Below are 26122 nucleotides of genomic sequence, written 5' to 3' on the forward strand. Positions count from 1 at the left end.
GGCCAAACCGATCTGGGTCCCGGCACGACTGCGATCTACGTGATCGATAATTATTGCCATTCCGCGTACGTCCCCACAGTTCGAAGCTAATCTGTCCGAGGCTGATCTGGGCGAGGTCTATCCAACATGAGACAGACGGAGGCGACGATTACCTATGGCCGGTGAACCTTCTCTGACGGAACTGCTGCAGGAAATAGCCAACCAGCACCCTGACCGCGACGCATACACTTTTATCGACTACGAGACCGACCCGAACGGCATTTCCGAAACCCTCACCTGGGGAGAAGTTCATCAACGAGCACAAGTTGTTGCCGAAGAGCTCTTGATATGCGGCTCGAGCGGTGATCGGGCCGCCATCCTGGCCCCGCAGGGCCTTGAATACATTGTTGCTTTCTGGGGTGCACTCCACGCCGGATTCATAGCGGTTCCGTTGCCGTTTCCGCAGTTCGGCGTTCACGAGGAGCGGGTTTCTTCAGCGCTGCGAGATTGCGCTCCCTCGGTAATTCTCACGACCAGCGGCGCCGCTGCAGATGCCGTGAGGTACACGGGTGGTTGCAACGACGGTTCCGCCGCTTCAGCCATCGAGATCGATTCGCTGGACACCGAAGCGCTATGCCAATCGGAACCCAGGCGTTGCCCACCTTCCCAACCCGCGTATCTCCAATACACGTCGGGATCGACCGGTCGGCCCACCGGGGTCATGATCTCGCATCGGAACGTGGTGGCCAATTTTCGGCAGTGGACGCGCGATTTGGCTGGCGGTCACCGTGGTGCGATAACCGCGGTCTCGTGGCTGCCGTTCTACCACGACTTGGGATTGATGATGGGACTTTGCCAGCCGATGCTGTCCGGCGGACACGCCGTGCTCATGAGTCCAGTGTCGTTCGTGCAACGGCCGGCTCGTTGGATGCAATTGGCAGCGACCAATGGGACCGTCTTAACGTCGGCGCCGAACTTTGCCTTCGAATTGGCGGCACGAAAAACCGCCGACGAGGACATGGCCGGGCTGGACCTTGGCGGCTTGCTGATTCTCTGCAGCGGTGGAGAGCGGGTACAGCCGGCAACCTTGGAGCGCTTCACGCGGCGGTTTGCGCCCTTCAATCTGCCCGATACGGTGATACGGCCCACCTATGGGCTCGCCGAGACGGTGGTGTACGCGTCGACCCGAACACCGGCTCAGCCGCCGGACATCGTTCATTTCGACTCGGAGGAACTGTCCGCCGGGCGGGCTAAGCGGTGCCGGGATGGCGGTGCGGCGCTGGTCGGTTACGGGTTGGCGCAATCACCGCTGGTGCGGATCGTCGACCCCGAGACGCGGACCGAGTGTCCGGCGGGACGGACCGGCGAAATCTGGGTGCAGGGCGACAACGTCGCGATGGGGTACTGGCGCAATCCTGAAAAGACGGAACAAACATTCCGCGCCCGCCTGGTTAATCCGTCGACCGGCACGCCGGTCGGACCGTGGCTGCGAACCGGCGATTTAGGGGTCATTTCCGACGACGAGTTGTTCATCATCGGCCGAATCAAGGATCTGCTGATCGTGGACGGGTCCAATCACTATCCGGACGACATCGAGGCGACCATTCACGAAATAACCAGGGGCCGGGCCGCGGCGGTGTCTGTTCCCAATGACGGGACCGAGCAGCTGGTCGCCATTGCCGAGGTCAAGCCAACCGGCATGTCCGATGAAGAGCAAAAGGAAAAGCTCCGAACGCTGAAGGGTGAAGTCACCTCGGCGATTTCGAACTCGCATGGCCTGCGCATCGCGGATCTCGTTTTTGTGACGCTTGGTTCGATTCCGACCACGACCAGCGGCAAGGTTCGGCGTTCGGCCTGTGCCGAGCGTTATCGGCGGGATGAATTGGAGCGTGTCGAGGTCACGCCGTGACGGCGAGCCTTCCTGGCGATGTGGAACTTCGAAAGTGGCTGATCGATTACCTGGTAACCAACGTTGAGTGCAATGCGGATGGGATCGACCCAGACCTGTCGCTGAAGGACTTAGGGCTGGGCTCCCGGGATGTCATCAATATGTCGGGCGAGCTGGCCAAGCTGCTCGGTCGGCCGGTGTCGCCGGTGGACTGTTGGCAGCACCCGACGATCAACGCTCTGGTCGCTTTTCTCACCACGACGGAGTCGGAATCTGTTGTGGACGAGGGTCATTCGATCAATCGTTGGGTCGACGAACCGATCGCGGTCATCGGCCTGGGCTGCCGGTTCCCGGGAGGGATTTCCGGGCCCGAAGCACTGTGGCAGTTTCTGTGGGAAGGTCGCTGTTCGATAGGTGAGGTTCCGGCTGATCGCTGGATGCCGTTCGATGACGGCTCGCCCGCGGTAGAACAAACCCTCGCCCGGACGACTCGGTGGGGCTCGTTCCTGAGCGACATCGACGCGTTTGATGCCGAGTTCTTCGAGATCTCCCCGAGCGAAGCCGCCAAGATGGATCCCCAGCAGCGACTGCTCCTGGAAGTGGCCTGGGAAGCCTTGGAGCACGCTGGGATTCCCGCGACGTCATTGCGGCGCTCGCAGACCGGAGTGTTCGCCGGCGCTTGTGTCAGCGAATATGGGCACCTGGCAGCCACCGATTTGCCCGGGGTTGATGCGTGGAACAACACCGGCGGTGCGTTGAGCATCATCGCCAATCGGTTGTCGTATTTCCTTGATCTGCACGGCCCGTCCGTTGCGGTGGATACCGCATGTTCGTCGTCGTTGGTGGCGATCCATCTGGCTTGTCAAAGCCTGCGGATGGGCGACTCGGACCTGGCCATTGCCGCGGGGGTCAATCTGCTGTTGTCGCCGGCGATTTTCCACGGCTTCGATCAAGCCGGTGTCTTGTCGCCAACCGGTCGCTGTCATGCTTTTTCCGCGGATGCCGACGGCTTTGTGCGTGGCGAGGGCTGTGGCGTGGTGGTGCTCAAACGGCTCAATGACGCGCTGCGTGCCGGGGATCGGGTGCTCGCGGTGGTGCGCGGTTCGGCGGTCAATCAAGATGGCCGATCCAACGGGCTGATGGCTCCGAATCCGGCTGCTCAGATGGCGGTGCTGCGGGCCGCTTATGCCAACGCAGACGTGCCGCCGCGCGAGGTGGACTATGTGGAGGCGCATGGGACCGGGACCTTGTTGGGTGATCCCATCGAGGCGCGTGCCCTGGGCAAGGTGTTGGGTCGCGGGCGCGCGGCCACCTCCCCGCTGTTGATCGGCTCCATCAAGACGAATCTGGGACATTTCGAGGCGGCGGCGGGGGTCGCGGGTTTCATCAAGGCGGTGCTGGCGGTGCAGCGGGGCCGGCTGCCGGCGAGCTTGCACTTCGAAACCCCCAACCCCCATATTGCTTTTGACCAGTTGCGGTTGAAAGTCGTTGCGGATCAGCAGGAGTGGCCGGCAGTGGGCCGACCCCGGCGGGCGGGAGTGTCGTCGTTTGGATTCGGCGGCACGAATGCACATGTGGTGTTGGAGCAAGCCCCCGAGCACGTTGGGGTGGTGCGCGAGCCGGACCCGGCCGTCGGCACGTTGGTGGTCTCGGGTAAGACGCCGCAGCGGATTGCGGCGGCGGCGGGGGTGTTGGCGGACTGGATGGCCGGTGCGGGTGCCGGGGTCGAGTTGGCGGAGGTGGCTCACACGCTCGCGCATCACCGGGTGCACCATTCCCGGTTTGCCACGGTGTGTGCCCGGGAACGGGCGCAGGCGGTGGCCGGGCTACGGGCGTTGGCAGCCGGCCGGGCGGTAACCGGGCTAGTCGGCCCGCATGAGGGGGCCTGCCGGACGGGCACGGTGTTCGTGTACTCGGGTCAGGGCTCGCAGTGGGCGGGAATGGGTCGGCAGTTGTTGGCCGACGAACCGGTTTTCGCGGCGGCGGTGGCCGAACTCGAGCCGATATTCGTCGAGCAGGTGGGGTTTTCGCTGCATCAGGTACTGGCCGAGGCGCAGCCGGTGACCGGTGATGCGCGGGTTCAGCCGGTGATCATGGGACTGCAGCTGGCACTGACGCAGTTGTGGCGTTCTTACGGGGTCCATCCGGATGCGGTGATCGGTCATTCGATGGGCGAGGTCACCGCGGCGGTGGTGGCCGAGGCGTTGACACCTGCCGAGGGGTTGCGGGTGATCGCGGTCCGATCGCGATTGATGGCGCGGCTGGCCGGCCAGGGCGCGGTGGCCCTGATAGAACTCGACGCCGAGGCCACGGCCGCGTTGCTCGACACCCATCCCGGGGTCAGCGCGGCGGGTTTCTTGTCGCCGCGGCAAACGGTGATCGCCGGACCCCCAACCGAGGTGGCCGCGGTGATCACCGAGGTGCAGCGGCAAGACCGGTTTGCCCGGCGGGTCAACATGGAGGTCGCCTCGCATACCGCTTTGATGGATCCGATCCTGCCCGAGTGGCGTTCCGCGCTAGCCGATTTGGCCCCCAAGACGCCGATGATTCCGTTGCTCTCCACCGTCACAGGTACCGCCAACCCGCCGCTGGATGCCGACTATTGGGTGGCCAATCTCCGGCAACCGGTACTGCTGAGCGGGGCCATCACTGCCGCCGGGCAAGACCATGCGATCTTCATCGAAATCAGCCCGCACCCGATGCTGACGTATGCCATCACCGAAACGTTGGGATCGGAGATGCACCATCACAGCATTGGCACGCTGTGGCGTGACGGCGACGACACGCTGAGCTTCCACACCAACCTCAACGCTGCCAGCATCAGTCACCCGCCACGCCTGCCGCATCCCTCCGGCCCGCATCCGGTGCTGCCGGCCACTCCTTGGCAGCATGAGCGGCACTGGCTTTCCGCCGGGTCGGCCACCGCCGCGGCGGTGGTGGGCCATCCGCTGTTGGGGGTCGGCGTTACCGATCCCACCAATGGAATTCGGGTGTGGGAACGCACGCTGACTCCCGATTACCTGTGGCTCGGCGATCACCGTATAGATGGCAGCTGCGTCTTGCCGGGCGCGGCGTATATCGAGATGGCGTTGGCGGCGGCGACCGATGCGCATGGGACTGACCGCGATATGCCGTGGGAAGTTGTTGAGTTGTGCCTGCGCGAATTGATGCCGATCACCGAACCTACCGTCGTCGTCACGACACTGAGTGGTACCGCGTCCCGGCCGAGCGTGGAAATCCTTTCCGGAAGCCAGGATTCGGGGTGGACGCTGCATGCCAGCGCGGTGCTGGAGCGCGGCGTGCCGCGGGTCGTCGAACCGATTGACGTTGACGACTCGTCGGTTACGGAGTTGGATGCCGACAGCCTTTATCACCGGTTGCGCAGTGCCGCTCAACAGCATGGTCCTGCTTTCCAGGGGGTGATCGGGCTCAGCGTATTCGGTTGCGGCGCGGCTCGGGCCGAGGTGCGGCTGCCATCGGTTGCCCGGCAGGGTGTGCGGCGGCTCCTGGCGCATCCGGTGATGGTCGATGTTGCGTTGCAGACACTTGGCGCGACCAAGCCGGCTACCGACCTTGGCGGTGCGCAGGGCACCGGGTCGATGGTGCTTCCGGCACGGTTTCGCGGTGTGCGGGTTTATGGAGATCTCACCGAAGGTGTTGCCGCGCTGGGGGTGCTGAGGCCGACGGCGGACCCGGATCGGTACGTAGGCCGAGTGGTGCTCACAGGCAGCCAGGGGCAGGCCTTGCTGGTGATCGATGAGATCGAGATGGCGGTGGTGCGGGCCGGGGCCGGCAACGAGGTGGCCGGTCACACGTTCACCTTGGCCTGGGAGCCGGTGGATGCGGATAAGCCGGCCGCTGCGGTGGGTGCGGTGTTGCTGGTGGGTGAACATGGTGCAGCTGACGGGTTGCTGGACGCGGTCCACGCAGGGCTTTCACGACGGGCGTCGCACTGTCAGGTGGTGCTGGCGGGGGATCGGGCCGGGCTTCAGGACGCGTTGACCGAAAGCGATGTGTGGTGGAGCGCGGTGGTGCTGGTGTGTCCACCGCGTTCGGTCGATGAGGCGTTGTCTGATTCTGCGCAGTTGGAGGTGGCGCAGTCGCGGACACTGTTGGTTGCCGACATTGTCAAGAGTTTGTCGCGGAGCGGTATTCGCGGTCGTCCGCGGTTGTGGATGGTGACCCGCGGAGCTCAGCACGTAGCTGCTGGTGAGCGGGTGACGTTGGCGCAGACAACGCTTCGTGGCATGGCGCGGGTGTTGACGTTTGAGCATCCGGAGTTGCAGACCACCATCGTGGACGTTGATGCCGAAGCCGATATGTCGGCTGACGCGCTGGTTGATGAGTTGTGCGCCGATTGCGGCCACGATGAGGTGGCCTTGCGCAATGGGCAGCGGTACGTGAATCGCCTTGTCCGGGTACCGGTTTCGGCTACCGGTGTCGTGGCTGCCGAGCGGCGTCCGGCGCTGGTCGATCTCGATCGTGGCGGCGCGGTGCGCTTGCAGACCGATCAGCCGGGGCGGTTGGGTGCGTTGGCGGTGCATGCGGCGCGGCGTATGCCGCTGGCAGCGGATCAGGTCGAGGTCCGGGTGGTGGCCGCTGGGCTCAACAGCAGCGACGTGCTCAAGGCGAAGGGTTTGTATCCCGCGTTGGACGACACGGTGGGCGACGGTGTGCCGGCGCTTGGCAGCGAATGCGTGGGATATGTGACCGGCCTTGGCGCTGCGGTGGATTCGGTTCAGCTGGGACAGCGGGTTATCGCGTTGGGGCCTGGTTCGCTTGCTTCGTATCTGACGACATCGGCCGATTTGGTAGTGCCGGTGCCGCAGGCGTTGTCGGATCATGAGGCGGCCGGCCTGAGTGTTGCCTACCTGACGGCGTGGCACGGATTGTGTGAGGTGGGGCGGCTTACGGCCGGGGAACGGGTGTTGATCCATTCGGCCGCCGGTGATGTCGGGTTGGCGGCGGTGTCGATCGCCAGGGTCGTCGGGGCGATCGTTTACGTGACGGCGAACTCGCCGGCCCAGCGTGAGATGTTGACGCAGTTGGGTGTTGATTACGTCGGCGATTCGCACGGCTTGGGGTTCGCTGATGAGATAGCAGCGTCCACCGGGGGGCAAGGCGTCGACGTCATCCTCAATTCGTCGGCCGAAGAAGCGATTCGGCGTCGTGGCATGGAGATCCTGGCTCCCGGTGGGCGATTCGTCGAACTCAGTAAACGCGACGGCTACGCCGGTGCGCAGCTGGAGCTGGCTGCGCTGGCCAGGAGTGCGTCTTTCGCAGTGGTCGATCTGGATGTGAATCTGAGATTGCGGTCGCGACGTTACCGTGAGCTGTTGCAAGAGATTCTGCAACAGGTGGTGGCCGGCGAGCTGCAGCCGCTCCCGGTCAGCGTATTCAGCCTCGACCAGGCCGTCGACGCCTTCGAGATGATGGCTTCGGACACTCACATCGGCAAGATCGTGATCTCGATGCCGACCGCGGGAAGCATTGCAGCGCTTGCCTTCCCGCCCGCCCAACCGCTGGTCCGGGCCGATGGCGGCTACATCGTGGTGGGCGGCATGGGCGGGCTGGGCTTTGTCGTGGCGCGCTGGCTGGTCGCCGAGGGCGCGGGCCTGGTGGTGCTTAACGGGCGCTCGGCGCCCGGCGCCGAGGTTGCGGACGCGATTGCGGAAATGAACACCGGCCGACGCCGGGTGCAGGTCATCACCGGCGATATCGCCCAACCTGATACCGCGGCGCGGTTGGTGGCCGCCGTCGAGGAAGCCGGACTGCGGCCGGCCGGTTTGTTGCACAGCGCGATGGTGTTGGCCGATGAGATCGTGTCGAACATGTCGGCGTCGGCGATGGCGCGAGTGTTCGCGCCAAAAGTGGCCGGCCACTGGTGGTTACACAAAGCCACCGCTCACCTCGACCTGGACTGGTGGTTGACCTTTTCGTCGGCTGCTTCGCTATTGGGCTCACCGGGACAGGGGGCCTATGCGGCAGCCAACTCGTGGGTGGATGGGCTGGTGGCCTACCGACGCTCTCAGGGTCTACCGGCGATCGGAATCAACTGGGGGCCGTGGGCGCAGGTGGGTCGTGGGCAATTCCTGGCCGATCGGGGCTTTTCGATGCTCACCCCGGAGCTGGGATTGGCTGCCATGCAACAACTTCTGGTTGCCGACCGGGCCCGCACCGGAGTGTTCAGATTCGACGCCCGCCAGTGGTTCCAATCTTTCCCCGCCGCCAAAGAGTCCTCGCTGCTGGCCGGGCTGGCCGGCCCGCGCGACCAGGAAGCGAGCTTGGGCGACGCGCTGCGCCACGCAGACCGCCAGGAGCGTCAACGTCGGCTCGAGTCGTACCTGTGTGATCTGGCTGCCGGCAAACTCGGTGTGACACCGTCTCGCCTGGACACCCAGTCGGCCCTCGACCGCTTGGGGCTCGACTCGCTGAGCGCGTTGGCGCTGCGCAATCAGATTGACCACGATTTCGGCATCGCTGTCCCGGCCGTTCAGCTGCTGGACGGCGGCAGCATCGCAGGCCTTGCCGAGTGGCTCGCCGACCAGCTTTCCGGCGCGGCTACGGCGCAGCCCGATCCGACCGCGGCCGCCGATACCACTGCGGCGCAGCCTAACCGGACGCCGGAGGCCACCGACACCGCCGGCGCACCGTGGATCGAGCTGCTGACCCAGGTCCCGCAGGTTTCAGATGACGACGTCGACGAACTGCTTCGTCAGGTTATTGCCGCCAAGGGAGATTGAGGATGACGGATAGGTCCAGCGAGAAGTCGATCGACATCACCAAGCTCTCCGCCGAGGAAAAGCGCGCGTTGTTGTCGCGGCTACTGATGGAGAAGGCGCAGGCGTCGGCGTCGGCGCATCCGTTGTCATACGGGCAGCGGTCGCTGTGGTTTCTTTACCAGCTTGCGCCCGGCAACCCCGCCTACACCCTCAGCTATGCCGGACGGATCAGCGGCGAGGTGGATGTGGCGGCGCTGGAACGCGCCGCACAGGCACTTGTCGAACGGCATGCGATCCTGCGCACCACGTTCGTCGTGCGCGACGGGCAGCCGGTTCAACTCGTCCATCCACACTGGCCGGTGCGCATTGTCCGACAAGATGTGGATGCTGGCGAGGTTGACGAGTGGATACGTCAGGAATCCCATCGTGCGTTCGACCTGAAAACCGGGCCGGTTTTCCGCCTGACGTTGCTCCGGCAATCACCACACGAGCACGTCCTGGTGCTCGCAGTGCATCACATCGCCGCCGACTTCTGGTCTGTCGACGTCATTCTCGACGATCTCTGCAAACTCTATGCCGCACAGCACGGCGCCGACGCGCCGGCGGTTAGCCCAGAGCGTTATGTCGGTTACGCGGATCGGCAGACGCAGATGCTGTCGAGTACCGAGGGGGATCGCCTTTGGCACTATTGGCGCGCACAGCTGGCCGGCGACTTGCCGAAACTGGGCCTACCCACCGACCGGCCGCGACCCGCGGCTCCGTCGTTGCGCAGTGCCCTGCGACGATTCAGCGTTGACGGCCGGCTGGCCTCCGATCTCAGGGAGGTGGCCCGGGGCGCCGGCGCGACACCATACATGACGTTTCTGGCCGCATTCGCCACGCTGTTGCATCGGTACACCGGCCAGGACGACCTGCTGATCGGCTCACCATTCGCCTGCCGCGATCGGGTCGGGATGGAGGGTCTGGTCGGCTACGTGGCCAACACGGTCGTTCTGCGCGCCGAGTTGCATGGTGACCCGACGTTCTCGTCGTTGCTGGGACGGGTCAAGCAGACGGTTCTGGGCGCGCTCGCGCACCAGGATTACCCCTTTGCCTTGCTTGTGGAACGGCTACGTCCGTCCCGGGACCTGAGCTCTACGCCGATCGTCCAGGTCTCGTTCGCGTGGGAACAGTCCCGCCGATTCCAGCGCGCAGCCGGCGGGGACCTGGGTCCCGAAGCACTTGAACTCGAGACCCTGCACGTCGGCCAGGGCGGTGCGGCCTTTGACTTGATGATCCAGGTGGCCGATGCGGGCGGGGAGTTCACCTGCGATCTGCATTACAACAGCGATCTTTTCGATGACGCGACGATAGAGCGGATGGTCGGGCACTTCACGACGCTGCTCGACGGCATCGTCACCGATCCCGCCGGTCGCCTGTCGGAGCTGCCGCTGCTGACCGAGCTGGAGCGCCGCCAACAGGCGGCATGGAACGACACCCGGGTCTGCTACGACGCCCCCGATTGCCTGCACGAGATGGTTGCGCAAACCGCCCGGCGCAGCCCGCACACCGTCGCCGTGTCGTTCGCCGATCAGGAGATGACGTACGGGCAGCTCGACGACCAAGCGAATGCCCTGGCCCATCGGCTGCGCGGCTTGGGAGTGGGGCCCGACAGCATCGTTCCGGTGCTGTTGGACCGCTCAGCAGACCTGGTGGTGGCTTTGCTGGGAGTGCTCAAGGCCGGCGGCGCGTTCATGCCGCTGGACCCGGCGCAACCGGCCAACCGCATCGCGGCGATGATTGGCAACGTGCCGGACGCGCTGGTATGCGTCACGCACCGCCGACATCTGCAAAGCCTGCCCGGATTCACCGGTCATCGCCTCTGCCTCGACCTGCCCATGACGCCGGCAGACGGCGTCGCGGCGGCCGCCGGTACCCACGGCTGCGGTCGGGCGGCAAGCCTTGCCTACGTCGTCCACACGTCCGGCTCGACCGGCACGCCAAAGGGTGCGCTCAACACCCACGGCGGGATCCGGAATCGGCTGTTGTGGATGCAGGCCACCTACCAACTCACTCCTGCGGACCGGGTCCTGCACAAGACTCCGATAAGTTTCGACCCCTCGATCTGGGAGATCTTCTGGCCGTTGATCGTCGGCGCACGGCTTGTCATCGCCGAACCCGAGGTTCATAAGGACCCGGCTGCGCTGGTTCGCACCATCGTCGAACAGGCTGTCACCACAGTGCATTTCGTGCCGTCAATGCTGCGCTCCTTCCTGGCTCAGCCCGGGGCAACCGAGTGCGTCAGGTTGCGCCGGGTGTTCTGCAGCGGCGAAGTGCTGCCGGGTGACCTTCAGGACCGCTTCCTGGACACCTTGGACGCCGAGCTTTACAACCTCTACGGTCCCACCGAGGCAGCGATCGACGTCACCCATTACCACTGCAAACGTGGTGAGTCCCGCTCGCCGGTCCCGATTGGGCGACCGATCGCCAACATTCGCATTCATCTCTTGGACGCTCATCAGCACCCGGTGCCGGTCGGCGTGCCGGGCGAGCTGTGCATCGGTGGGGTAGGGGTGGCGCGCGGCTACCTCAATCAGCCCGACGCAACAGCAGCCAGCTTCCTCACCGATCCGTTCGCGGAGGTTCCCGGAGGGCTGCTGTATCGGACCGGCGACCGGGCGCGGTACCTGCCGGACGGCAACATCGAGTACATGGGCCGCCTCGATAACCAGGTGAAGATCAGCGGCGTCCGGATCGAGCCGGGTGAGGTGGAGGCCGCACTGCTAAAGCACCCCGGCGTCAGCGACAGCGCGGTCGTGGCCGACACCGACAGCCGCGGCAACCCGCGGCTGGTCGCCCATATTGTGGCGACCCAGGATGCCGTGCCGAGTGTTGCCGAGCTGCGCCGCTTTCTCCTCGATCAGCTTCCCGCGGCGATGGTGCCGGCGGTCTTCTCGATGGTCGAATCCCTGCCACATACGTCGAGCGGAAAGGTCGACCGCCGCGCGCTGAAGGCGGCACGTCAAGCGGCGCCGGTAACGGGGCCGGAGTTCGTCGCCGCGCGGACGCCTGCTGAGAAGATCCTCACCGCGATCTGGTGTGAGGTGCTCGATCTGGAAACGGTTGGCGTGCATGATGATTTCTTCTCCCTTGGCGGCTCCTCGAGCCACAGCCTGGAAGTCGCGGCGAAAGCGAATGCAGCCAACCTACCGTTGCGGCCGGAGTCGTTGTTCGTCTTCGGCACCATCGCCGAGCTGGCCGGCGAGTACGGCGGCAAGGCCACGCAGGACGTGCCAGAACCCGACGTGGCTAGAGCATCCGAGACATCCGAGCCCGGCAGCCAGGTCGTCGCAGCCGACTCTGCTCCGCCGGTGCCCGCTACCAGCCCGCAGACGCGTAACACGGTGATGGAAAGCATCGGTGTGTATCTGCCGGCGGGAGTGATGTCGACCGAGAGCGTCCTGGCAGGCTGCGTCAACGAGATCGGTATTCCGTTGGAACGTCTGACCGGAATCCGCAGCAGGCGGGTGGTCGGACCGGGCGAGTTCTCGATCGACCTGGCCCGAAATGCGATGGCCGACTGTCTGGCCCGGTCGAAGTATGCGCCTGACGAGATTGATCTGGTCATCTGCTGCAACATTTCCCGCTACGACGGACCCGGGCACAAGGTCGTGTTCGAGCCCAGCACCGCGGCGCGGCTTCGAGACCAATGCGGCCTTACCAATGCGATTGCCTTCGACGTTTCCAACGCATGCGCCGGGATGTTCACCGGTGTCGCCGTGGCCGATGCATTCCTGCAGGCCGGACTGGTCGAGTGCGCCATGGTCGTCAGTGGTGAATACATCAGCCACATCACCGAGACGGCGCAGCAGCAAATCGAGGGACCAATGGATCCGCGGCTCGCGTGCTTGACCGTTGGTGACGCCGGCGCCGCGGTGATCCTCGAGCGCGGCACCAATGACCGGGTCGGCTTTCACGACATCGACATGGCCACGCTGAGCCGGTACAGCACCCTTTGCATGGCCAAGGCAAGCGATGGTCCACACGGCGGCGCGATTATGACCACCGACTCGATCAACATCACCGCCACGGTGGTCAAGCGTTTACTGCCGTACACCGCCGCCGTGATGAGTCGACGCGGCTGGCGGCCTGAACACTGCGACCACATCGTCATACATCAGACATCAAAGGCATCGCTCAACGACGCGGTCGTGGCGATGAATGGGATGTTCGGCCCGGGTAGCGCCCAACCGGCCAGCGTCGTCAACAATCTGGGTGAACGGGGAAACACCGCCAGCACCACACACTTCGTGGCCCTCGGCGATCAGATCCGGGCCAATCGGATCAACCCAGGGGACAAAGTGCTGTTCAGTATCAGCGGCACCGGACAGACGATCGGCGCCGCCCTCTACACCTTCGACGACCTGCCGGCCCGAATGCGCAGGGCGCCCGAGGGTCAACACCACCACCACGGCTTCTCGGCCCGTCGACGGCGCCCGGAGCCACCACCGGGGCCCCGGGTGCGGATCGAAGGGGTCGGCACCGCCGCCGAGCAATCCCGGCCTCGGCGTGCAGTCGAGCTCGCGACGCAAGCCGCCAGACAGTGCCTCAGCCGGCGCGTCATGGATCCGGCACAGCTCGAACTGATCCTCTACGCCGGGGTGTACCGGGAAGACTTCATCGCCGAACCGGCCATCGCGGCGTTGGTGGCCTGCGAACTCGGTGCTAACGTCGACATCGATTCTCCCGATGCGTCAAAGACTTTCGCCTTCGACGTGCTCAATGGCGCGGTCGGCTTCCTCAACGCGTGTCAAGTGGGCGTGCAGATGATCGGCGCTGGAAAAGCCGAACACGCGATGGTCGTGGCTGCCGAGATCGAAAATAACGGCGCCGACAGCGGGCACCCGTTGTATGGCGTCAGCGAGACGGGCTCCGCGGTGATTCTGGGCAGGTCCGACGGCAATTCAGGCTTCGGCCGGTTTGTCTTCCATCACCATCCGGAGTACGCCTCCGCACTGGAAACGTACTTGCAGCAAGGGGATGGACGCAGCTGGCTGCAGATCGACCGCGATCCGGACCTGTCGGCCCGCTACCTGGACTGCATCCCGGCCGCTGTCGAGGAACTGCTCAAGCTCGAAGAGCTGGACGGCTCCCAGATCGCGGCCGTGTTCCCTCCGCACCTGTCCCCGGCGGATCGCACCGAACTCGCCGCGCGCCTGAACATTCCGGTTTCACGATTCATTGACCTCGCGACCGAATCCGATTTGTTCTCCTCGTGTCTGCCCTACGAACTGGAACACGCCTGGAGGCATCAGCTGGTCAGTCCGGGCGATATCGGGCTGGTCATCAGCGTCGGCTCCGGCATCGAGGTCGGTTGTGCCACCTACCGCTTCTGATGCCGATGTTGACTGCCGTTACGGGAAGAACGGCAACCCACGAACGATCCGCGCAGTTGCCGGCCGAACCGGCGATGTGTTTGGTCGCCACAATGTTGTTGTGTTGTGCTGCAACATGAAAGGCCGCGGTCCGTCATGAAATTTGCCCTGGTCTCCTACGGAACGCGCGGAGATGTCGAGCCCTGCGCAGCGGTCGCGCTGGAGCTGTTGCGGCGGGGCCACGACGTGCGTATTGCAGTGCCGCCCAACTTGCTTGGCTTTGCCGAGTCGGTCGGGCTTACGGCGGTCCCCTACGGGCCGGACTCGCGGGAGCAACAGAAGGACGATTTCGCCAAGGACTTCTGGAAGATGATCCGGACTCCGACCACGTTTCTGCACAAGGGCAGAGATTTCATCACCAGGGGTTGGGCCGAGATGAGCGCAACACTGACAGCTCTGGCGCGCGATGCCGATCTCATCATGTCAAGCTGGATGTACCCCGGGATCGCCGCCAATGTTGGCGAATACTATGGCATTCCGGTTGCTATGCTGAATTTCGCTCCACTGCAAGTCAATAGCCGACTCTTGCCGAGCCTTCCCGCTCCGTTGGGCCGCGGCGCGCTTTCGGCGGCCTGGTGGATGTACTGGAGGATGACGAAGGAAGCCGAGGCGGCGCAACGCCGTGAATTGGGTTTGCCAACAGCGACGCCCTCGGCGGGACGACGAAACGGCGAGCGGGGATCGCTTGAGATCCAAGCCTACGACGAGCTGCTATTTCCCGGGCTGGCAGCCGAATGGGCTGGGCGGTGGCCCTTTGTTGGTGCGCTAACGATGGAATTGGCAACGGATGTCGACAACGAGGTCGCGTCGTGGATTGCCGCCGGCGCGCCGCCGATCTACTTCGGATTCGGCAGTAGGCCGGTCAAATCGATCGCAGACCTGATCGCCATGATCAGCGCATCCTGCGAAAAGCTGGGTGAGCGGGCGCTGATTTGCACCGGCGAGAATGATTTCACCGCGACTCCGGATCGCGACCATGTCAAAGTTGTTCGCGCGGTGAGCCACGCGGCCATTTTTCCCGCGTGCCGCGCGGTGGTCCACCACGGTGGAGCCGGCACCACGTCCGCGGGTTTGCGGGCCGGCGTCCCGACGTTGATCCTGTGGTTCACTTCCGACCAGCCGATGTTTGCGGCCGCGGTCAAGCGGCTCAACGTTGGCACTGGCCGGCGTTTCTCTAATGTCACGCAGGAATCGCTGGTCGCCGACTTGAGTGCCATCCTCACACCAGAACGCGGCGGCCGTGCGCGCGAAATCGCCGCCCGGATGAGCAAACCCGCCGACAGTATCGCCGCCACCGCCGACGCGTTGGAAGATGCGGCTCGCCTGAGGCGGTTTGGCTGATGGACATACCCGCTTCGCCGAGGTGGGTTTCGCAACGACGGACCCGATGGCGTCAGGGAGCCGGTCGTGGTGGGGGTGGCGCCGGCTGGCACGACGACCCAACAACCGGATTGCCATCGGAGCAAGGAGTAGTAGATGCCGACAGATAGCGTGTTCCCGGCTCCACCAACCTTGTCAGACCTTGTGCGTGGTAACGCCGAAAGCTATTCAGACAAGGTTGCATTCGACTATTGCCGGTATTCCCCCAACGGGGAAGAACATAGCCAGCTAACCTATCGCGAACTCGACATCAAGGCGCGTGCGATCGCGTCGATCTTGCAACAACAGGGCGCTGCGGGCGAACGGGTACTGGTCCTCTGTCCCTCGGGTCTGGATTTTATCGCCGGCTTCTTCGGGTGTATCCACGCCGGGGCCGTCGCTGTACCGGTGCATCCACCGGTTCGCGACCGGGTGATTGGGCGCGTGGCGTCGATTATCGCGGATGTGCAAGCGCGCTTCGTGCTTACCACCGCGGAAGTCCAAGCGAAGGTCAAGAATGTGGTGGACGGCTTGGCCGACGGGAGTTCCCTGCAGTGGTGTGCCGTAGACACCGTCAACCCGCAATCCGCCACGGAGTGGATCACACCGGACATCGACCCGAGCGCAATCGCTTTCGTGCAGTACACCTCGGGTTCTACGAGCACACCAAAAGGCGTGATGGTGACGCACCGAAACCTGCTGTCCAACCTGGAGACCATCCGTAGGGCCACGGGCTGGGTCGACTCGTACGTCGCGGTGTCCTGGCTGCCGCCGCATCACGACATGGGCCTTATCAGCATGATTCTCGGGACGATTTGCTTTGGGGGCAGTTGCTTCTTGATGCCGCCCGAAGCTTTCATCGAACGCCCAATGCGTTGGCTCGAAGCGCTTTCCCGTTATGGCGGCACGATCACCGCTGCACCGAATTTCGCCTACGACCTGTGTGTCGAACGCAGCAGCGAACAGGAACGCGCCGCGCTCGACCTCTCAAAGTGGTTGTTAGCCGTGTGTGCCGCCGAGCCGGTGCGCGCCGCTACCTTGGACCGGTTCGCCGATGCCTTCGGCCCCAGCGGCTTCCAGCCGGAGGCGTTCAAACCGGCGTACGGTCTGGCGGAGGCGACACTGCTGGCATCCGGTCAGGCCGATTGGATCGTCCCGCTCGTCCGACACGTCGATCCTGTTGCGCTGCGCGAGCACCACGTGGTAGGCGTCTCGCCGGCGCACCCGGCCGCCGTCACGCTCGTAGGCTGCGGTCCCGCACTGTACGACGTGGAAGTGGTTATCGTCGATCCGGACACCCGACGGTCCTGTGCGGACGGCGAAGTCGGCGAGATCTGGCTCGCCGGCGGCGGTATCGCGCAGGGATATTGGGGCGAACCGATCGAGACGGAAGAGACATTCTCGGCGTTCCTCGCCGATACCGGGCGCGGACCGTTCCTACGCACCGGGGACCTGGGGTTCTTCCTGGACGGCGAGCTGTTCGTCACGGGGCGGCTCAAGGACCTCGTCATCATCCGCGGCCGCAACTACTACGCCGAAGACATCGAGGCCACGGTGCAGGACAGCCATGCGGCGCTGCTGCGCGGGCGGGGTGCGGCGTTCTCGGTAATGCCGTCAGCCAATGACGCCGAACAGCTCATCGTCGTACAGGAGGTGGATCGCGAGCGGATCCGCGAAGCCGACGTCGGCGCGGTTATCGCCGCAATTCGTGCCGCGGTCACCGAGGACCATGAGATTCAGGCGCACGCCGTCTTATTGGTGGAGCCGCTGCGGATCCCGACAACCTCGAGCGGAAAGATCCGGCGAAACGCCTGCCGGCAACGGTTCCTCGACGGCGGCCTCGAGGTTTTCGCGCAGTGGCACATGCCGCGCGATCCGCAGCCGGCCGTATCGCCTACCGAGCCGACTCCACTGCACGCCGGGCGTGCCGAGATCTCAGAGTGGTTTGTTTCCAGGCTTTCTCTCGAGCTTGGCCTATCACCGGCTGAGATCGACACATCGTTGCCGCTCGCGCACTACGGTCTTGATTCGATCCGTGCCATCCGGTTGACCGCAGCAATGGAAACCTGGCTCGGACGTGAGCTCTCGCCCACGCTGACGCAGGAGTACCCGACGATCGACCTGTTGTCCGGACATTTGGCCGAGCCTGCCGCAGCGGTGGAGACAGCCAGTGGCTCCGCGAGCCCAGCCGAACCGTTCGCCGCCGTCGGCATCGGCTGCCGGCTGGACCCCGCCGGCGGGTCGTCGGAGGTCACCGATATCGCCGGCTCAGGGTGGATGGACCTGCTTGGCCGGATGCCGAAGATTTCCGACGACCATGTCGACGAACTGCTGCGTCAGGTCATGGCCGCCAACGATCACCAGGACGAGCAGGCCTGATCCGCAGCTATCGCGGCAGCGCTGGCCACGGTTGCCGCAACTGACGACGCAAATCGGGCAAATCACATCGGAGGAATGAGACAAGCACATATGCGCCGGACTGGGTCAACGTATGACGCCATCGTCGTCGGCTCCGGAGCTGCTGGCTCGTGGGCTGTCAAAGAGCTGACGGAAGGCGGCCTGAGGGTGGTCCTGCTCGAGGCCGGCCGGAACCTGGATATCGCGCGCGACTTTCCTGCCGACGCCGACTTGAAATTTAGTGGGATTGCGCCACGCGTCAAGTCGGCGATCAATGGCCAACATGTTCAGGCGCGATCGCCAGCTTTTTCCGAGACTACAAAGCGGTTCTATGTCAACGACCGGGAGAACCCGTATACATCGGCACCAGGAAATACGTTCCTCTGGTTCAGGGGCCGACAACTCGGCGGCCGCCTTCACACGTGGTATCGACATGCACCGCGGATGTCGAATTACGAATTCAAAGCCGCAAGTGTCCGCGGAGACGGCGTCGACTGGCCATTGTCGTACGAAGATCTGGCACCGTACTACGATATCGTCGAACGGACGCTCGGAGTCCACGGAGAATCCGCAGGAATTCCAAATTGCCCGGATGGCCAGTTCATCGGACGTGCGAAAACAACAAAGGTCGAAGAGACGTTTCTGTCCCGAGTCGAGAAGCGTCTCCCGGGGCTTCGCGTGACGTACGCAAGGAAGGTCAAGTACGACAACGAGCGGATTCCGCTTCCCGCCAGAGTCGCCCGGGCAACAGGCCGCCTCGACATACGGACGGACGCCGTCGTGAGCCGGTTGCTCATCGATGCGCGAACGGGGAAGGCGACCGGCGTCGAATACATCGAGCGATTGACGGGGAATCCGCAGCTGGTTTACGGGAAAGTCGTCGTCCTCTGCGCGTCGACAATCGAAAGCGTGCGGATTCTTCTGAACTCGGCTTGCGCCAGGCATCCGTCCGGTGTCGGCGGATCGTCGGGCAATCTCGGTCGCTATCTGTGCGACCACGTGGTGCATACGCTTGTTGGCACAGTGCCCAAAAGGGATGTCGAGCCCGGTACGAACGCGGATGGCTTCGATTTTGGAAACGTTGGACTCTACATCCCGAGCTTCTGCGAAAAGGAATCAACAAACTTTCCCGGCGGCTACGGCATCCAGATGTCGATCGGCCGCGGGCGACCGTGGTGGGCCATGACCGCGTTCGGCGAAATGCAGCCTCGATACCAAAATCATGTGTCGCTCGACCCGACCGTCACAGACGCGTGGGGGATTCCAGTGGCTCATATCTCGTGTAGCTATTCTCGGCCTGAGTTCAATATGATTGCCCATATGAGGCAGCGGCTCCCAGAAATTGCGGTCGCCGGCGGCCTCAAGGTCGACAAGATCTTCAATCGCCTGCTTCGTTCTAGTTTTCTCTGCCGGCCTGGAGTGGCCATTCACGAGACCGGCGGCGCGCGCATGGGCGACAAACCCGAAAACTCGGTGTTGAATTCGTACTGTCAGTGCTGGGACGCGGACAACGTGTTCGTGACCGACGGCGCATGCTTTGTCCACCCCGGATTCCAGAATCCCACGCTCACGATCATGGCTCTCACGGTTCGAGCGTGTCGATTCATCGTTGGTGACTATGCGAAGTATGTGAACTGAATGGAGTACGGAAAGGTTGCCGGGATCGATAAACCCGTCTCGCGAATCGTCTTCGGCACCGATCGCCTGCGGAGCACGCTATTGCAGTCGCTACCCAATCGAGGCCGTGAGCAACAGGTGTTCTCGCTTTTAGATCGGACCTTCGAACTCGGGTGCAACTCCTTCGACACGGCACGCTTATATTGGGACAGCGAACGGACGCTGGGGGTATGGATTCGGGAACGCCGGAATCGCGACGACGTGGTGGTCATCAGCAAGGGATGTCATCCCACGCTGTTGTCAAAACGCCCGCGGCTGTCTGCGTCAGACGTCACCCGCGACCTGCACGCATCCCTCAAAGCGCTCGGCACCGATTTCATTGATCTGTATCTGCTCCACTACGACCACCCCGGTGCGCAAATCGAACCGCTCATGGAACGGCTCAACCGTCACATTGACGAAGGCAAAATCACCGCTATAGGTGCGTCGAACTGGTCGCACGAGCGAATTGCTGACGCCAATGCGCTCGCCATCAGCCAGCGGCTGAAACCGTTCACCGCGTCGAGCGCTCAATTCAGCCTTGCCGACTGGACACGACCTCTGTGGCCTGGAGCGGTCACCCTCGGGGGGGACGGCCAGCATGCCGCACGGGAATGGTATTCGATGCACGGGCTATCAGTGTTCGCGTGGTCCAGCCTTGGCCGCGGATTCTTTTCAGATCACTTCGACCCGAAGCATCCGGCCGCCAATCGCGTGAGCCGGCGGTGTACCGCCCACTTCGGCGCCGATGAGAACATCAAAAAGCTGGAGCGCACAAGGATATTCGCGCGCGAGCATCGGGTCACCGTCGCACAGGTCGCGCTTGCCTACGTGCTGCGCCACCCGCTTGAGGTGTTTGCCGTGGTCGGCTGCACGACGTTTGAGAAATTCGCCGAGAACGCGGCGGCATTGTCCCTGAAGCTGGACGAAGAGACGCTCCACTGGCTCGCGACAGGAATGAGTGAATAGCCGACTTTGCCCAGGCAATTTTCAACTCGGCCGGCGATTTCGGTGAGGTCGTCTGGATCTTGGGTCTGGCTTTCGTGTGGACGGCGTTCGGATACTGGTGCGTGCGAGATCACCCGTCGTGGATCCGCCAATGGCCGCCGGACGGTGCGTCTGTGACCGATGTGGCTGGTGGCGTCGCGCGGCCCTGTCAAACGCCGCCTCGTCGCCGCCAGCCTGCAACCACGTGCACGACGCACCGCGCAGATTCACAGGCAGGTCGCCGTGGCTCTAGCCTCGATGAACACGCCCCTGTGGTCCAGAGCTGGTCATGCCTGCGCGGCATAGCTTGCCGGCGAAAGCCACACCGCGGCTCACCTGCCCGCAGTCCCAGCACAACCCAGATGCGATCGAAGTCGGTCACCCGGCAGCCCGCCCTGCTAAGCGGCCCTCGAATTTGGCTCTGAGCTGGCCGTCCCCTAGACTCTAGGGGTTGCCTTGGGCAGACCTCGGCCGGTGCGCGCAGGCGTTATCGGCCCCGCGTGCCCGTCGGTGACGAAAGACCGCGCATGTCAGGGTGTTCGGTTAACCCTGCCGTGCACACGTCAACCAGGTCAGGAGATCTAGTGATTCAGCAGGAATCGCGGCTCAAGGTCGCCGACAACACCGGCGCCAAGGAGATCTTGTGCATCCGCGTGCTCGGCGGATCGTCGCGACGCTATGCCGGCATCGGTGACGTCATCGTCGCCACGGTCAAGGACGCGATTCCCGGCGGCAACGTCAAGCGCGGAGACGTCGTCAAGGCCGTCGTGGTGCGCACCGCCAAGGAACGCCGGCGTCCCGACGGCAGCTACATCAAGTTCGACGAGAACGCCGCGGTGATCATCAAGCCCGACAACGACCCGCGCGGAACCCGCATCTTCGGGCCGGTCGGGCGGGAACTGCGGGAGAAGCGATTCATGAAGATCATCTCGCTGGCCCCGGAGGTGTTGTAGATGAAGGTCCACAAGGGCGACACCGTGCTGGTGATTGCCGGTAAAGACAAAGGAGCAAAGGGCAAGGTTTTGCAGGCGTACCCGGACCGTAACCGGGTCCTGGTCGAGGGAGTCAACCGGATCAAGAAGCACACCGCGGTTTCCACCAACCAGCGTGGCGCCAGGTCGGGCGGGATCGTCACCCAGGAGGCCCCGATCCACGTCTCCAACGTGATGGTCGTCGACTCCGACGGCAATCCCACCCGAATCGGCTACCGGGTCGACGAGGAGACCGGCAAACGGGTCCGTATTTCGAAGCGCAACGGCAAGGACATCTGATGACCACTGCAGAGAAGACCCTGCCGCGTCTAAAAGAGCGCTACCGCAACGAGATCCGCGACACGCTGCAAAAGGAGTTCGGCTACCGCAACGTCATGCAGATCCCGACCGTGACCAAGGTCGTGGTCAACATGGGCGTCGGTGAGGCCGCTCGGGACGCCAAGTTGATCAATGGCGCGGTCAACGACCTGGCACTGATCACCGGGCAGCGCCCGGAAATCCGCCGGGCACGTAAGTCCATAGCGCAGTTCAAATTGCGTGAGGGCATGCCGGTCGGCGTACGCGTCACGCTGCGCGGAGACCGGATGTGGGAGTTCCTCGACCGGCTCACGTCGATCGCATTGCCGCGTATCCGCGACTTCCGCGGGTTGTCGCCCAAGCAATTCGACGGAGTGGGCAACTACACCTTCGGACTGGCCGAGCAGTCGGTGTTCCACGAGATCGACGTGGACAAGATCGACCGGGTGCGCGGCATGGACATCAACGTCGTCACCTCGGCGACAACCGACGAGGAAGGACGAGTGCTGTTGCGGGCCCTCGGCTTTCCCTTCAAGGAGAACTGAGCAGATGGCGAAGAAGGCACTCGTCAACAAGGCCGCACGCAAGCCCAAGTTCGCGGTGCGCGGCTACACCCGATGCAGCAAGTGCGGCCGCCCGCGCGCGGTGTTCCGCAAGTTCGGGTTATGCAGGATTTGCCTGCGCGAGATGGCGCATGCGGGTGAGTTACCCGGTGTGCAAAAGAGCAGCTGGTAACCGCGAGGAAGGGTACAGACGCTGTCATGACCATGACTGACCCGATCGCAGACTTCTTGACCCGTCTGCGCAATGCCAATTCGGCGTACCACGACGAGGTGCGGTTGCCGCACTCCAAGATCAAGGCCAACATCGCCCAGATACTGAAGAACGAGGGCTACATCAGCGACTTCCGCACCGAGGATGCTCGGGTCGGCAAATCGCTGATCGTGCAGCTCAAGTACGGGCCCAGCCGGGAGCGCAGCATCGCCGGTTTGCGCCGGGTGTCCAAGCCGGGGTTGCGGGTCTACGCGAAATCCACCAATCTGCCGCGGGTACTCGGCGGCCTGGGTGTGGCGATCATTTCGACCTCCTCGGGCTTGCTCACCGACCGTCAGGCAGCCAGACAGGGCGTGGGCGGCGAAGTCCTCGCATATGTCTGGTGAGAGTGTGGTGAGAGGAAGCAACCATGTCGCGTATTGGTAAGCAACCGATTCCGGTACCGCCCGGAGTCGACATCACGATCGACGGCCAGAACATCTCCGTCAAGGGGCCCAAGGGCGCCCTGGACATGACGGTCGCCGAGCCAATCACGGTGTCCCGCAACGATGACGGCGCCATCGTCGTCACGCGTCCCAACGATGAGCGGCGCAACCGCTCCCTGCACGGGCTGTCGCGCACCCTGGTCTCCAACCTCGTCACCGGCGTGACGCAGGGATACACCACCAAAATGGAGATCTACGGTGTCGGTTACCGCGTCCAGCTCAAGGGCGCCAATCTCGAGTTCGCGCTCGGATACAGCCACCCGGTGGTGATCGAAGCGCCCGAAGGCATCACGTTCGCGGTCCAGGCGCCGACGAAGTTCACGGTGTCCGGGATCGACAAGCAGAAGGTCGGCCAGATTTCGGCGAATATCCGCCGGCTGCGTCGTCCCGACCCGTACAAGGGCAAGGGCGTGCGCTACGAAGGCGAGCAGATCCGCCGCAAGGTCGGAAAGACAGGTAAGTAGTCATGGCGCAATCACAGGCTGAAACCGCTGCGCGAAAGCCGGTGGGGCAGAGCGTATCCGCAACCCGGCGAGTCTCCCGGCTGCGCAGGCACGCACGGCTGCGCAAGAAGATCGCCGGCACCCCGCAGCGTCCCCGGCTGGTGGTACACCGGTCCGCGCGGCACATTCACGTGCAACTGGTCAACGACCTCAACGGCACCACCGTCGCCGCGGCATCCTCGATCGAAGCCGATGTGCGTGGTCTGGACGGGGACAAGAAAGCCCGCAGCGTCCGGGTCGGCCAGCTGATCGCGGAACGGGCCAAGGCGGCCGGCATCGACACCGTGGTATTCGACCGCGGCGGCTACAGCTACGGCGGGCGGATCGCGGCGCTGGCAGATGCCGCACGCGAGAACGGATTGAACTTCTGATGAACGGGAGGACCGCATAATGGCGGAACAGTCGGCTGGCGGGCAAGGCGCCCCGGACAGCCGCGACTCGCGCGACGGCCGGGGCCGGCGCGACAGCGGCCGCGGCGGCCGCGACGGCGACAAGAGCAATTACTTGGAGCGTGTCGTGGCCATCAACCGGGTTTCCAAGGTGGTCAAGGGTGGTCGGCGATTCAGCTTCACCGCGCTGGTCATCGTGGGCGACGGCAACGGGATGGTCGGTGTCGGCTACGGCAAGGCCAAGGAGGTTCCGGCCGCGATCGCCAAGGGCGTCGAGGAGGCTCGTAAGGGCTTTTTCCGGGTGCCTTTGATCCGCGGCACCATCACGCACCCGGTGCAGGGCGAAGCGGCCGCCGGCGTGGTGTTGTTGCGCCCGGCCAGCCCCGGTACCGGTGTGATCGCCGGTGGTGCGGCCCGCGCGGTGCTGGAATGCGCTGGCGTGCACGACATTCTGGCCAAATCGTTGGGCAGCGACAACGCGATCAACGTGGTGCACGCCACCGTTGCTGCGCTGAAGATGCTGCAGCGTCCCGAGGAGGTGGCCGCCCGTCGCGGTCTGCCGATCGAGGACGTCGCTCCGGCCGGCATGCTGAAGGCGCGCCGCGAAAGTGACGCGCTCGCCGCCGCGGCGGTGCGGGAGGCGGCACAGCCATGAGCCAACTCAAGATCACCCAGGTGCGTAGCACCATCGGGGCCCGCTGGAAGCAGCGCGAGAGCCTGCGCACTCTGGGCTTGCGGCGGATTCGCCACTCGGTGGTTCGCGAGGACAACCCTCAGACCCGCGGCCTGATCGCGGTGGTGCGGCACCTCGTCGAGGTGGAGTCCACAAACGTGGAGGCGACCGGAGGTAAGACCAAGTGACCATCAAGCTGCACGACCTGCGGCCGGCGCCCGGATCGAAGACCGCACGCACCCGCGTCGGTCGCGGTGGGGGCTCCAAGGGCAAGTCAGCGGGGCGTGGCACCAAGGGCACCAAGGCCCGCAAGCAGGTGCCGGTGACCTTTGAGGGCGGGCAGATGCCCATCCACATGCGACTGCCCAAGCTCAAGGGATTCCGTAACCGGTTCCGCACCGAATACGAGATCGTCAACGTCGGCGACATCAATCGGCTGTTCCCACAGGGCGGCACCGTCGGCGTCGAGGACCTGGTGGCCAAGGGAGCGGTTCGCAAGAACGCTCTGGTCAAGGTGCTCGGTGACGGCAAGCTGACCGTCAAGGTCGACCTCACCGCGCACAAGTTCAGCGGCAGCGCACGCGAGAAGATCACCGCGGCCGGCGGCTCAGCCACCGAGCTCTAATACCGCTCGCGCAAGCTAACCCAGCCGCGGAATCACCTCGGCGGCAAGGCGTTCCATCTGCTCGCGGTTCTGCACGACGTCGGCGCCCACCGGATTGAGCAGCAGCATCTCGGCCCCGGCGTCGATCACTTCGCTCAGGCCCCGAACAACGTCGTCGGGGGTGCCCGCCACCGCCACCGAATCGATGCCGGACATCCTGCCGTAGATGCCGCGTAACCCGTCGAGCACGAGCTCGCGGCCCCGGTCGCCGTCGTCGTCCACCATCAGATAAACCCGTTTGCCGATGGTGAAGGTTGCCGGATCCTTGTGTTGTTCGGCGAGCTCACGACGCACCGCGGTGACTGCTTGGGCAAAGTCGGCCGTTGTCGACGAACCCGCCCCCAGGAACGCGTCACCGCGGCGCACCGCTCTGGCCAGCGCCGTGGGCGCCCGGCCGCCGAACCAGATCGGCGGGTGTGGCCGCTGCACCGGTTTGGGCGCGATGGGCAGGTCGTCGACGTCGCGGAACCGGCCGTGGAATGTCACGCGCGGTTCGTCGGACCACGCCGCTTTCATCAAGGCCAGGCCCTCGGTGAAATATCGGACGTGGGTGGCTTTGTCGACGCCGAACGCCGCGAATCTGCGGGAACCACCGCCGGCCGCAACACCGAGATCGAGACGGCCGTGGCTGAGCCGGTCGACGGCGGTCACCGCCGAGGCCAGCTGCAACGGATCATGCAGCGAGGTCACCAGCACGGCGACCCCCAGCCGTAGCCGCTCGGTGCAGGCAGCCGAATATGCCAGCAGCTCCAACGGTGCCAGCAACGGTGACTCGCCGACGGCCTGTTCGAGCACCCAGCCGCCTTCGAAGCCCAACTCCTCGGCGCGACCCAGATACGAGCGCAGCCCGGCGGTGTCGAAGGTGTCGTAGTCCAGTTGGGGGATCGCGATGCTAAACCGCACACCCTCACCGTACGGTGGCTGCCCGCCGGCTATCGGTAGG

18 protein-coding genes are annotated in these 26122 nt (G+C 64.4%); 17 read left to right on the top strand and 1 reads right to left on the bottom strand.

Annotated features, from left to right (window positions below; all coding sequences use genetic code 11):
• Positions 1-154: 154 nt before the first annotated feature.
• The 17 genes from EET10_RS04930 to rplO all read left to right on the top strand — a co-directional run bounded on the left by EET10_RS04930 (position 155) and on the right by rplO (position 25140).
• A complete protein-coding gene (locus tag EET10_RS04930) occupies positions 155-1888 on the top strand; it encodes an AMP-binding protein (protein WP_036398371.1) in 1734 nt (577 codons plus the stop codon).
• Positions 1885-8610: a type I polyketide synthase gene (locus EET10_RS04935; RefSeq protein WP_122501940.1), complete on the top strand. Its 6726-nt coding sequence runs from the start codon at positions 1885-1887 to the stop codon at positions 8608-8610. Before EET10_RS04930 ends, EET10_RS04935 begins: the two co-directional genes overlap by 4 nt.
• 2 nt (positions 8611-8612) lie before the next feature.
• A complete protein-coding gene (locus EET10_RS04940) occupies positions 8613-13964 on the top strand; it encodes a non-ribosomal peptide synthetase (RefSeq protein ID WP_122501941.1) in 5352 nt (1783 codons plus the stop codon).
• Between the two features lie 135 nt (positions 13965-14099).
• Positions 14100-15344: a glycosyltransferase gene (locus EET10_RS04945; protein ID WP_036399446.1), complete on the top strand. Its 1245-nt coding sequence runs from the start codon at positions 14100-14102 to the stop codon at positions 15342-15344.
• A 135-nt stretch (positions 15345-15479) separates the two neighbouring features.
• On the top strand, positions 15480-17741 hold the full coding sequence (locus tag EET10_RS04950) for an AMP-binding protein (RefSeq protein WP_081260662.1): 2262 nt from the start codon (positions 15480-15482) through the stop codon (positions 17739-17741).
• Between the two features lie 75 nt (positions 17742-17816).
• Entirely contained in the window at positions 17817-19397 is a 1581-nt protein-coding gene (locus tag EET10_RS04955) for a GMC oxidoreductase (RefSeq protein WP_246013601.1), read from the top strand.
• Entirely contained in the window at positions 19398-20384 is a 987-nt protein-coding gene (locus EET10_RS04960; RefSeq protein WP_051490187.1) for an aldo/keto reductase, read from the top strand. It abuts the gene before it with no gap.
• Between the two features lie 602 nt (positions 20385-20986).
• Complete coding sequence (rplN, locus tag EET10_RS04965) at positions 20987-21355, top strand: 50S ribosomal protein L14 (RefSeq protein WP_023370951.1); 369 nt, start codon at positions 20987-20989, stop codon at positions 21353-21355.
• Positions 21356-21673, top strand: coding sequence for a 50S ribosomal protein L24 (gene rplX / locus EET10_RS04970; RefSeq protein ID WP_036398370.1), 318 nt, complete (start codon positions 21356-21358; stop codon positions 21671-21673).
• Complete coding sequence (rplE, locus tag EET10_RS04975; RefSeq protein ID WP_063467643.1) at positions 21673-22236, top strand: 50S ribosomal protein L5; 564 nt, start codon at positions 21673-21675, stop codon at positions 22234-22236. Before rplX ends, rplE begins: the two co-directional genes overlap by 1 nt.
• 4 nt (positions 22237-22240) lie before the next feature.
• A complete protein-coding gene (locus tag EET10_RS04980; protein ID WP_011739072.1) occupies positions 22241-22426 on the top strand; it encodes a type Z 30S ribosomal protein S14 in 186 nt (61 codons plus the stop codon).
• Positions 22427-22452: 26 nt separating this feature from the next.
• Positions 22453-22851 (top strand): 30S ribosomal protein S8, encoded by a 399-nt coding sequence (gene rpsH / locus EET10_RS04985; RefSeq protein WP_023370958.1) that lies wholly within the window; start codon positions 22453-22455, stop codon positions 22849-22851.
• Between the two features lie 23 nt (positions 22852-22874).
• On the top strand, positions 22875-23414 hold the full coding sequence (gene rplF / locus EET10_RS04990; RefSeq protein ID WP_063467644.1) for a 50S ribosomal protein L6: 540 nt from the start codon (positions 22875-22877) through the stop codon (positions 23412-23414).
• A 41-nt stretch (positions 23415-23455) separates the two neighbouring features.
• A complete protein-coding gene (gene rplR, locus EET10_RS04995) occupies positions 23456-23824 on the top strand; it encodes a 50S ribosomal protein L18 (protein WP_081260668.1) in 369 nt (122 codons plus the stop codon).
• Positions 23825-23843: 19 nt separating this feature from the next.
• Positions 23844-24497 (top strand): 30S ribosomal protein S5, encoded by a 654-nt coding sequence (rpsE, locus tag EET10_RS05000; protein ID WP_063467646.1) that lies wholly within the window; start codon positions 23844-23846, stop codon positions 24495-24497.
• Positions 24494-24703, top strand: coding sequence for a 50S ribosomal protein L30 (gene rpmD / locus EET10_RS05005; protein ID WP_063467647.1), 210 nt, complete (start codon positions 24494-24496; stop codon positions 24701-24703). Before rpsE ends, rpmD begins: the two co-directional genes overlap by 4 nt.
• Positions 24700-25140, top strand: a complete 441-nt coding sequence (gene rplO / locus EET10_RS05010) for a 50S ribosomal protein L15 (RefSeq protein WP_063467648.1) — start codon at positions 24700-24702, stop codon at positions 25138-25140. The genes rpmD and rplO overlap by 4 nt, the downstream gene beginning before the upstream one ends.
• Before the next feature lie 15 nt (positions 25141-25155).
• Here the strand turns inward: rplO and EET10_RS05015 are convergent, their stop codons facing one another.
• The gene (locus tag EET10_RS05015; protein ID WP_122501943.1) at positions 25156-26082 is read right to left on the bottom strand and encodes an LLM class flavin-dependent oxidoreductase; all 927 of its coding nucleotides are present in this window, start codon (positions 26080-26082) and stop codon (positions 25156-25158) included.
• Positions 26083-26122 lie beyond the last annotated feature (40 nt).

This window comes from Mycobacterium pseudokansasii, assembly GCF_900566075.1.
GTDB lineage: Bacteria > Actinomycetota > Actinomycetes > Mycobacteriales > Mycobacteriaceae > Mycobacterium > Mycobacterium pseudokansasii.

Bases quoted from the DNA above. Each gene is read 5' to 3' on its own strand.
- EET10_RS04930 (WP_036398371.1), top strand. From the start codon at position 155: ATGGCCGGTGAACCTTCTCTGACGGAACTGCTGCAGGAAATAGCCAAC.
- EET10_RS04940 (WP_122501941.1), top strand. From the start codon at position 8,613: ATGACGGATAGGTCCAGCGAGAAGTCGATCGACATCACCAAGCTCTCC.
- EET10_RS04945 (WP_036399446.1), top strand. From the start codon at position 14,100: ATGAAATTTGCCCTGGTCTCCTACGGAACGCGCGGAGATGTCGAGCCC.
- EET10_RS04950 (WP_081260662.1), top strand. From the start codon at position 15,480: ATGCCGACAGATAGCGTGTTCCCGGCTCCACCAACCTTGTCAGACCTT.
- EET10_RS04955 (WP_246013601.1), top strand. From the start codon at position 17,817: ATGAGACAAGCACATATGCGCCGGACTGGGTCAACGTATGACGCCATC.
- EET10_RS04960 (WP_051490187.1), top strand. From the start codon at position 19,398: ATGGAGTACGGAAAGGTTGCCGGGATCGATAAACCCGTCTCGCGAATC.
- rplX (WP_036398370.1), top strand. From the start codon at position 21,356: ATGAAGGTCCACAAGGGCGACACCGTGCTGGTGATTGCCGGTAAAGAC.
- rplE (WP_063467643.1), top strand. From the start codon at position 21,673: ATGACCACTGCAGAGAAGACCCTGCCGCGTCTAAAAGAGCGCTACCGC.
- EET10_RS04980 (WP_011739072.1), top strand. From the start codon at position 22,241: ATGGCGAAGAAGGCACTCGTCAACAAGGCCGCACGCAAGCCCAAGTTC.
- rpsH (WP_023370958.1), top strand. From the start codon at position 22,453: ATGACCATGACTGACCCGATCGCAGACTTCTTGACCCGTCTGCGCAAT.
- rplF (WP_063467644.1), top strand. From the start codon at position 22,875: ATGTCGCGTATTGGTAAGCAACCGATTCCGGTACCGCCCGGAGTCGAC.
- rpsE (WP_063467646.1), top strand. From the start codon at position 23,844: ATGGCGGAACAGTCGGCTGGCGGGCAAGGCGCCCCGGACAGCCGCGAC.
- rpmD (WP_063467647.1), top strand. From the start codon at position 24,494: ATGAGCCAACTCAAGATCACCCAGGTGCGTAGCACCATCGGGGCCCGC.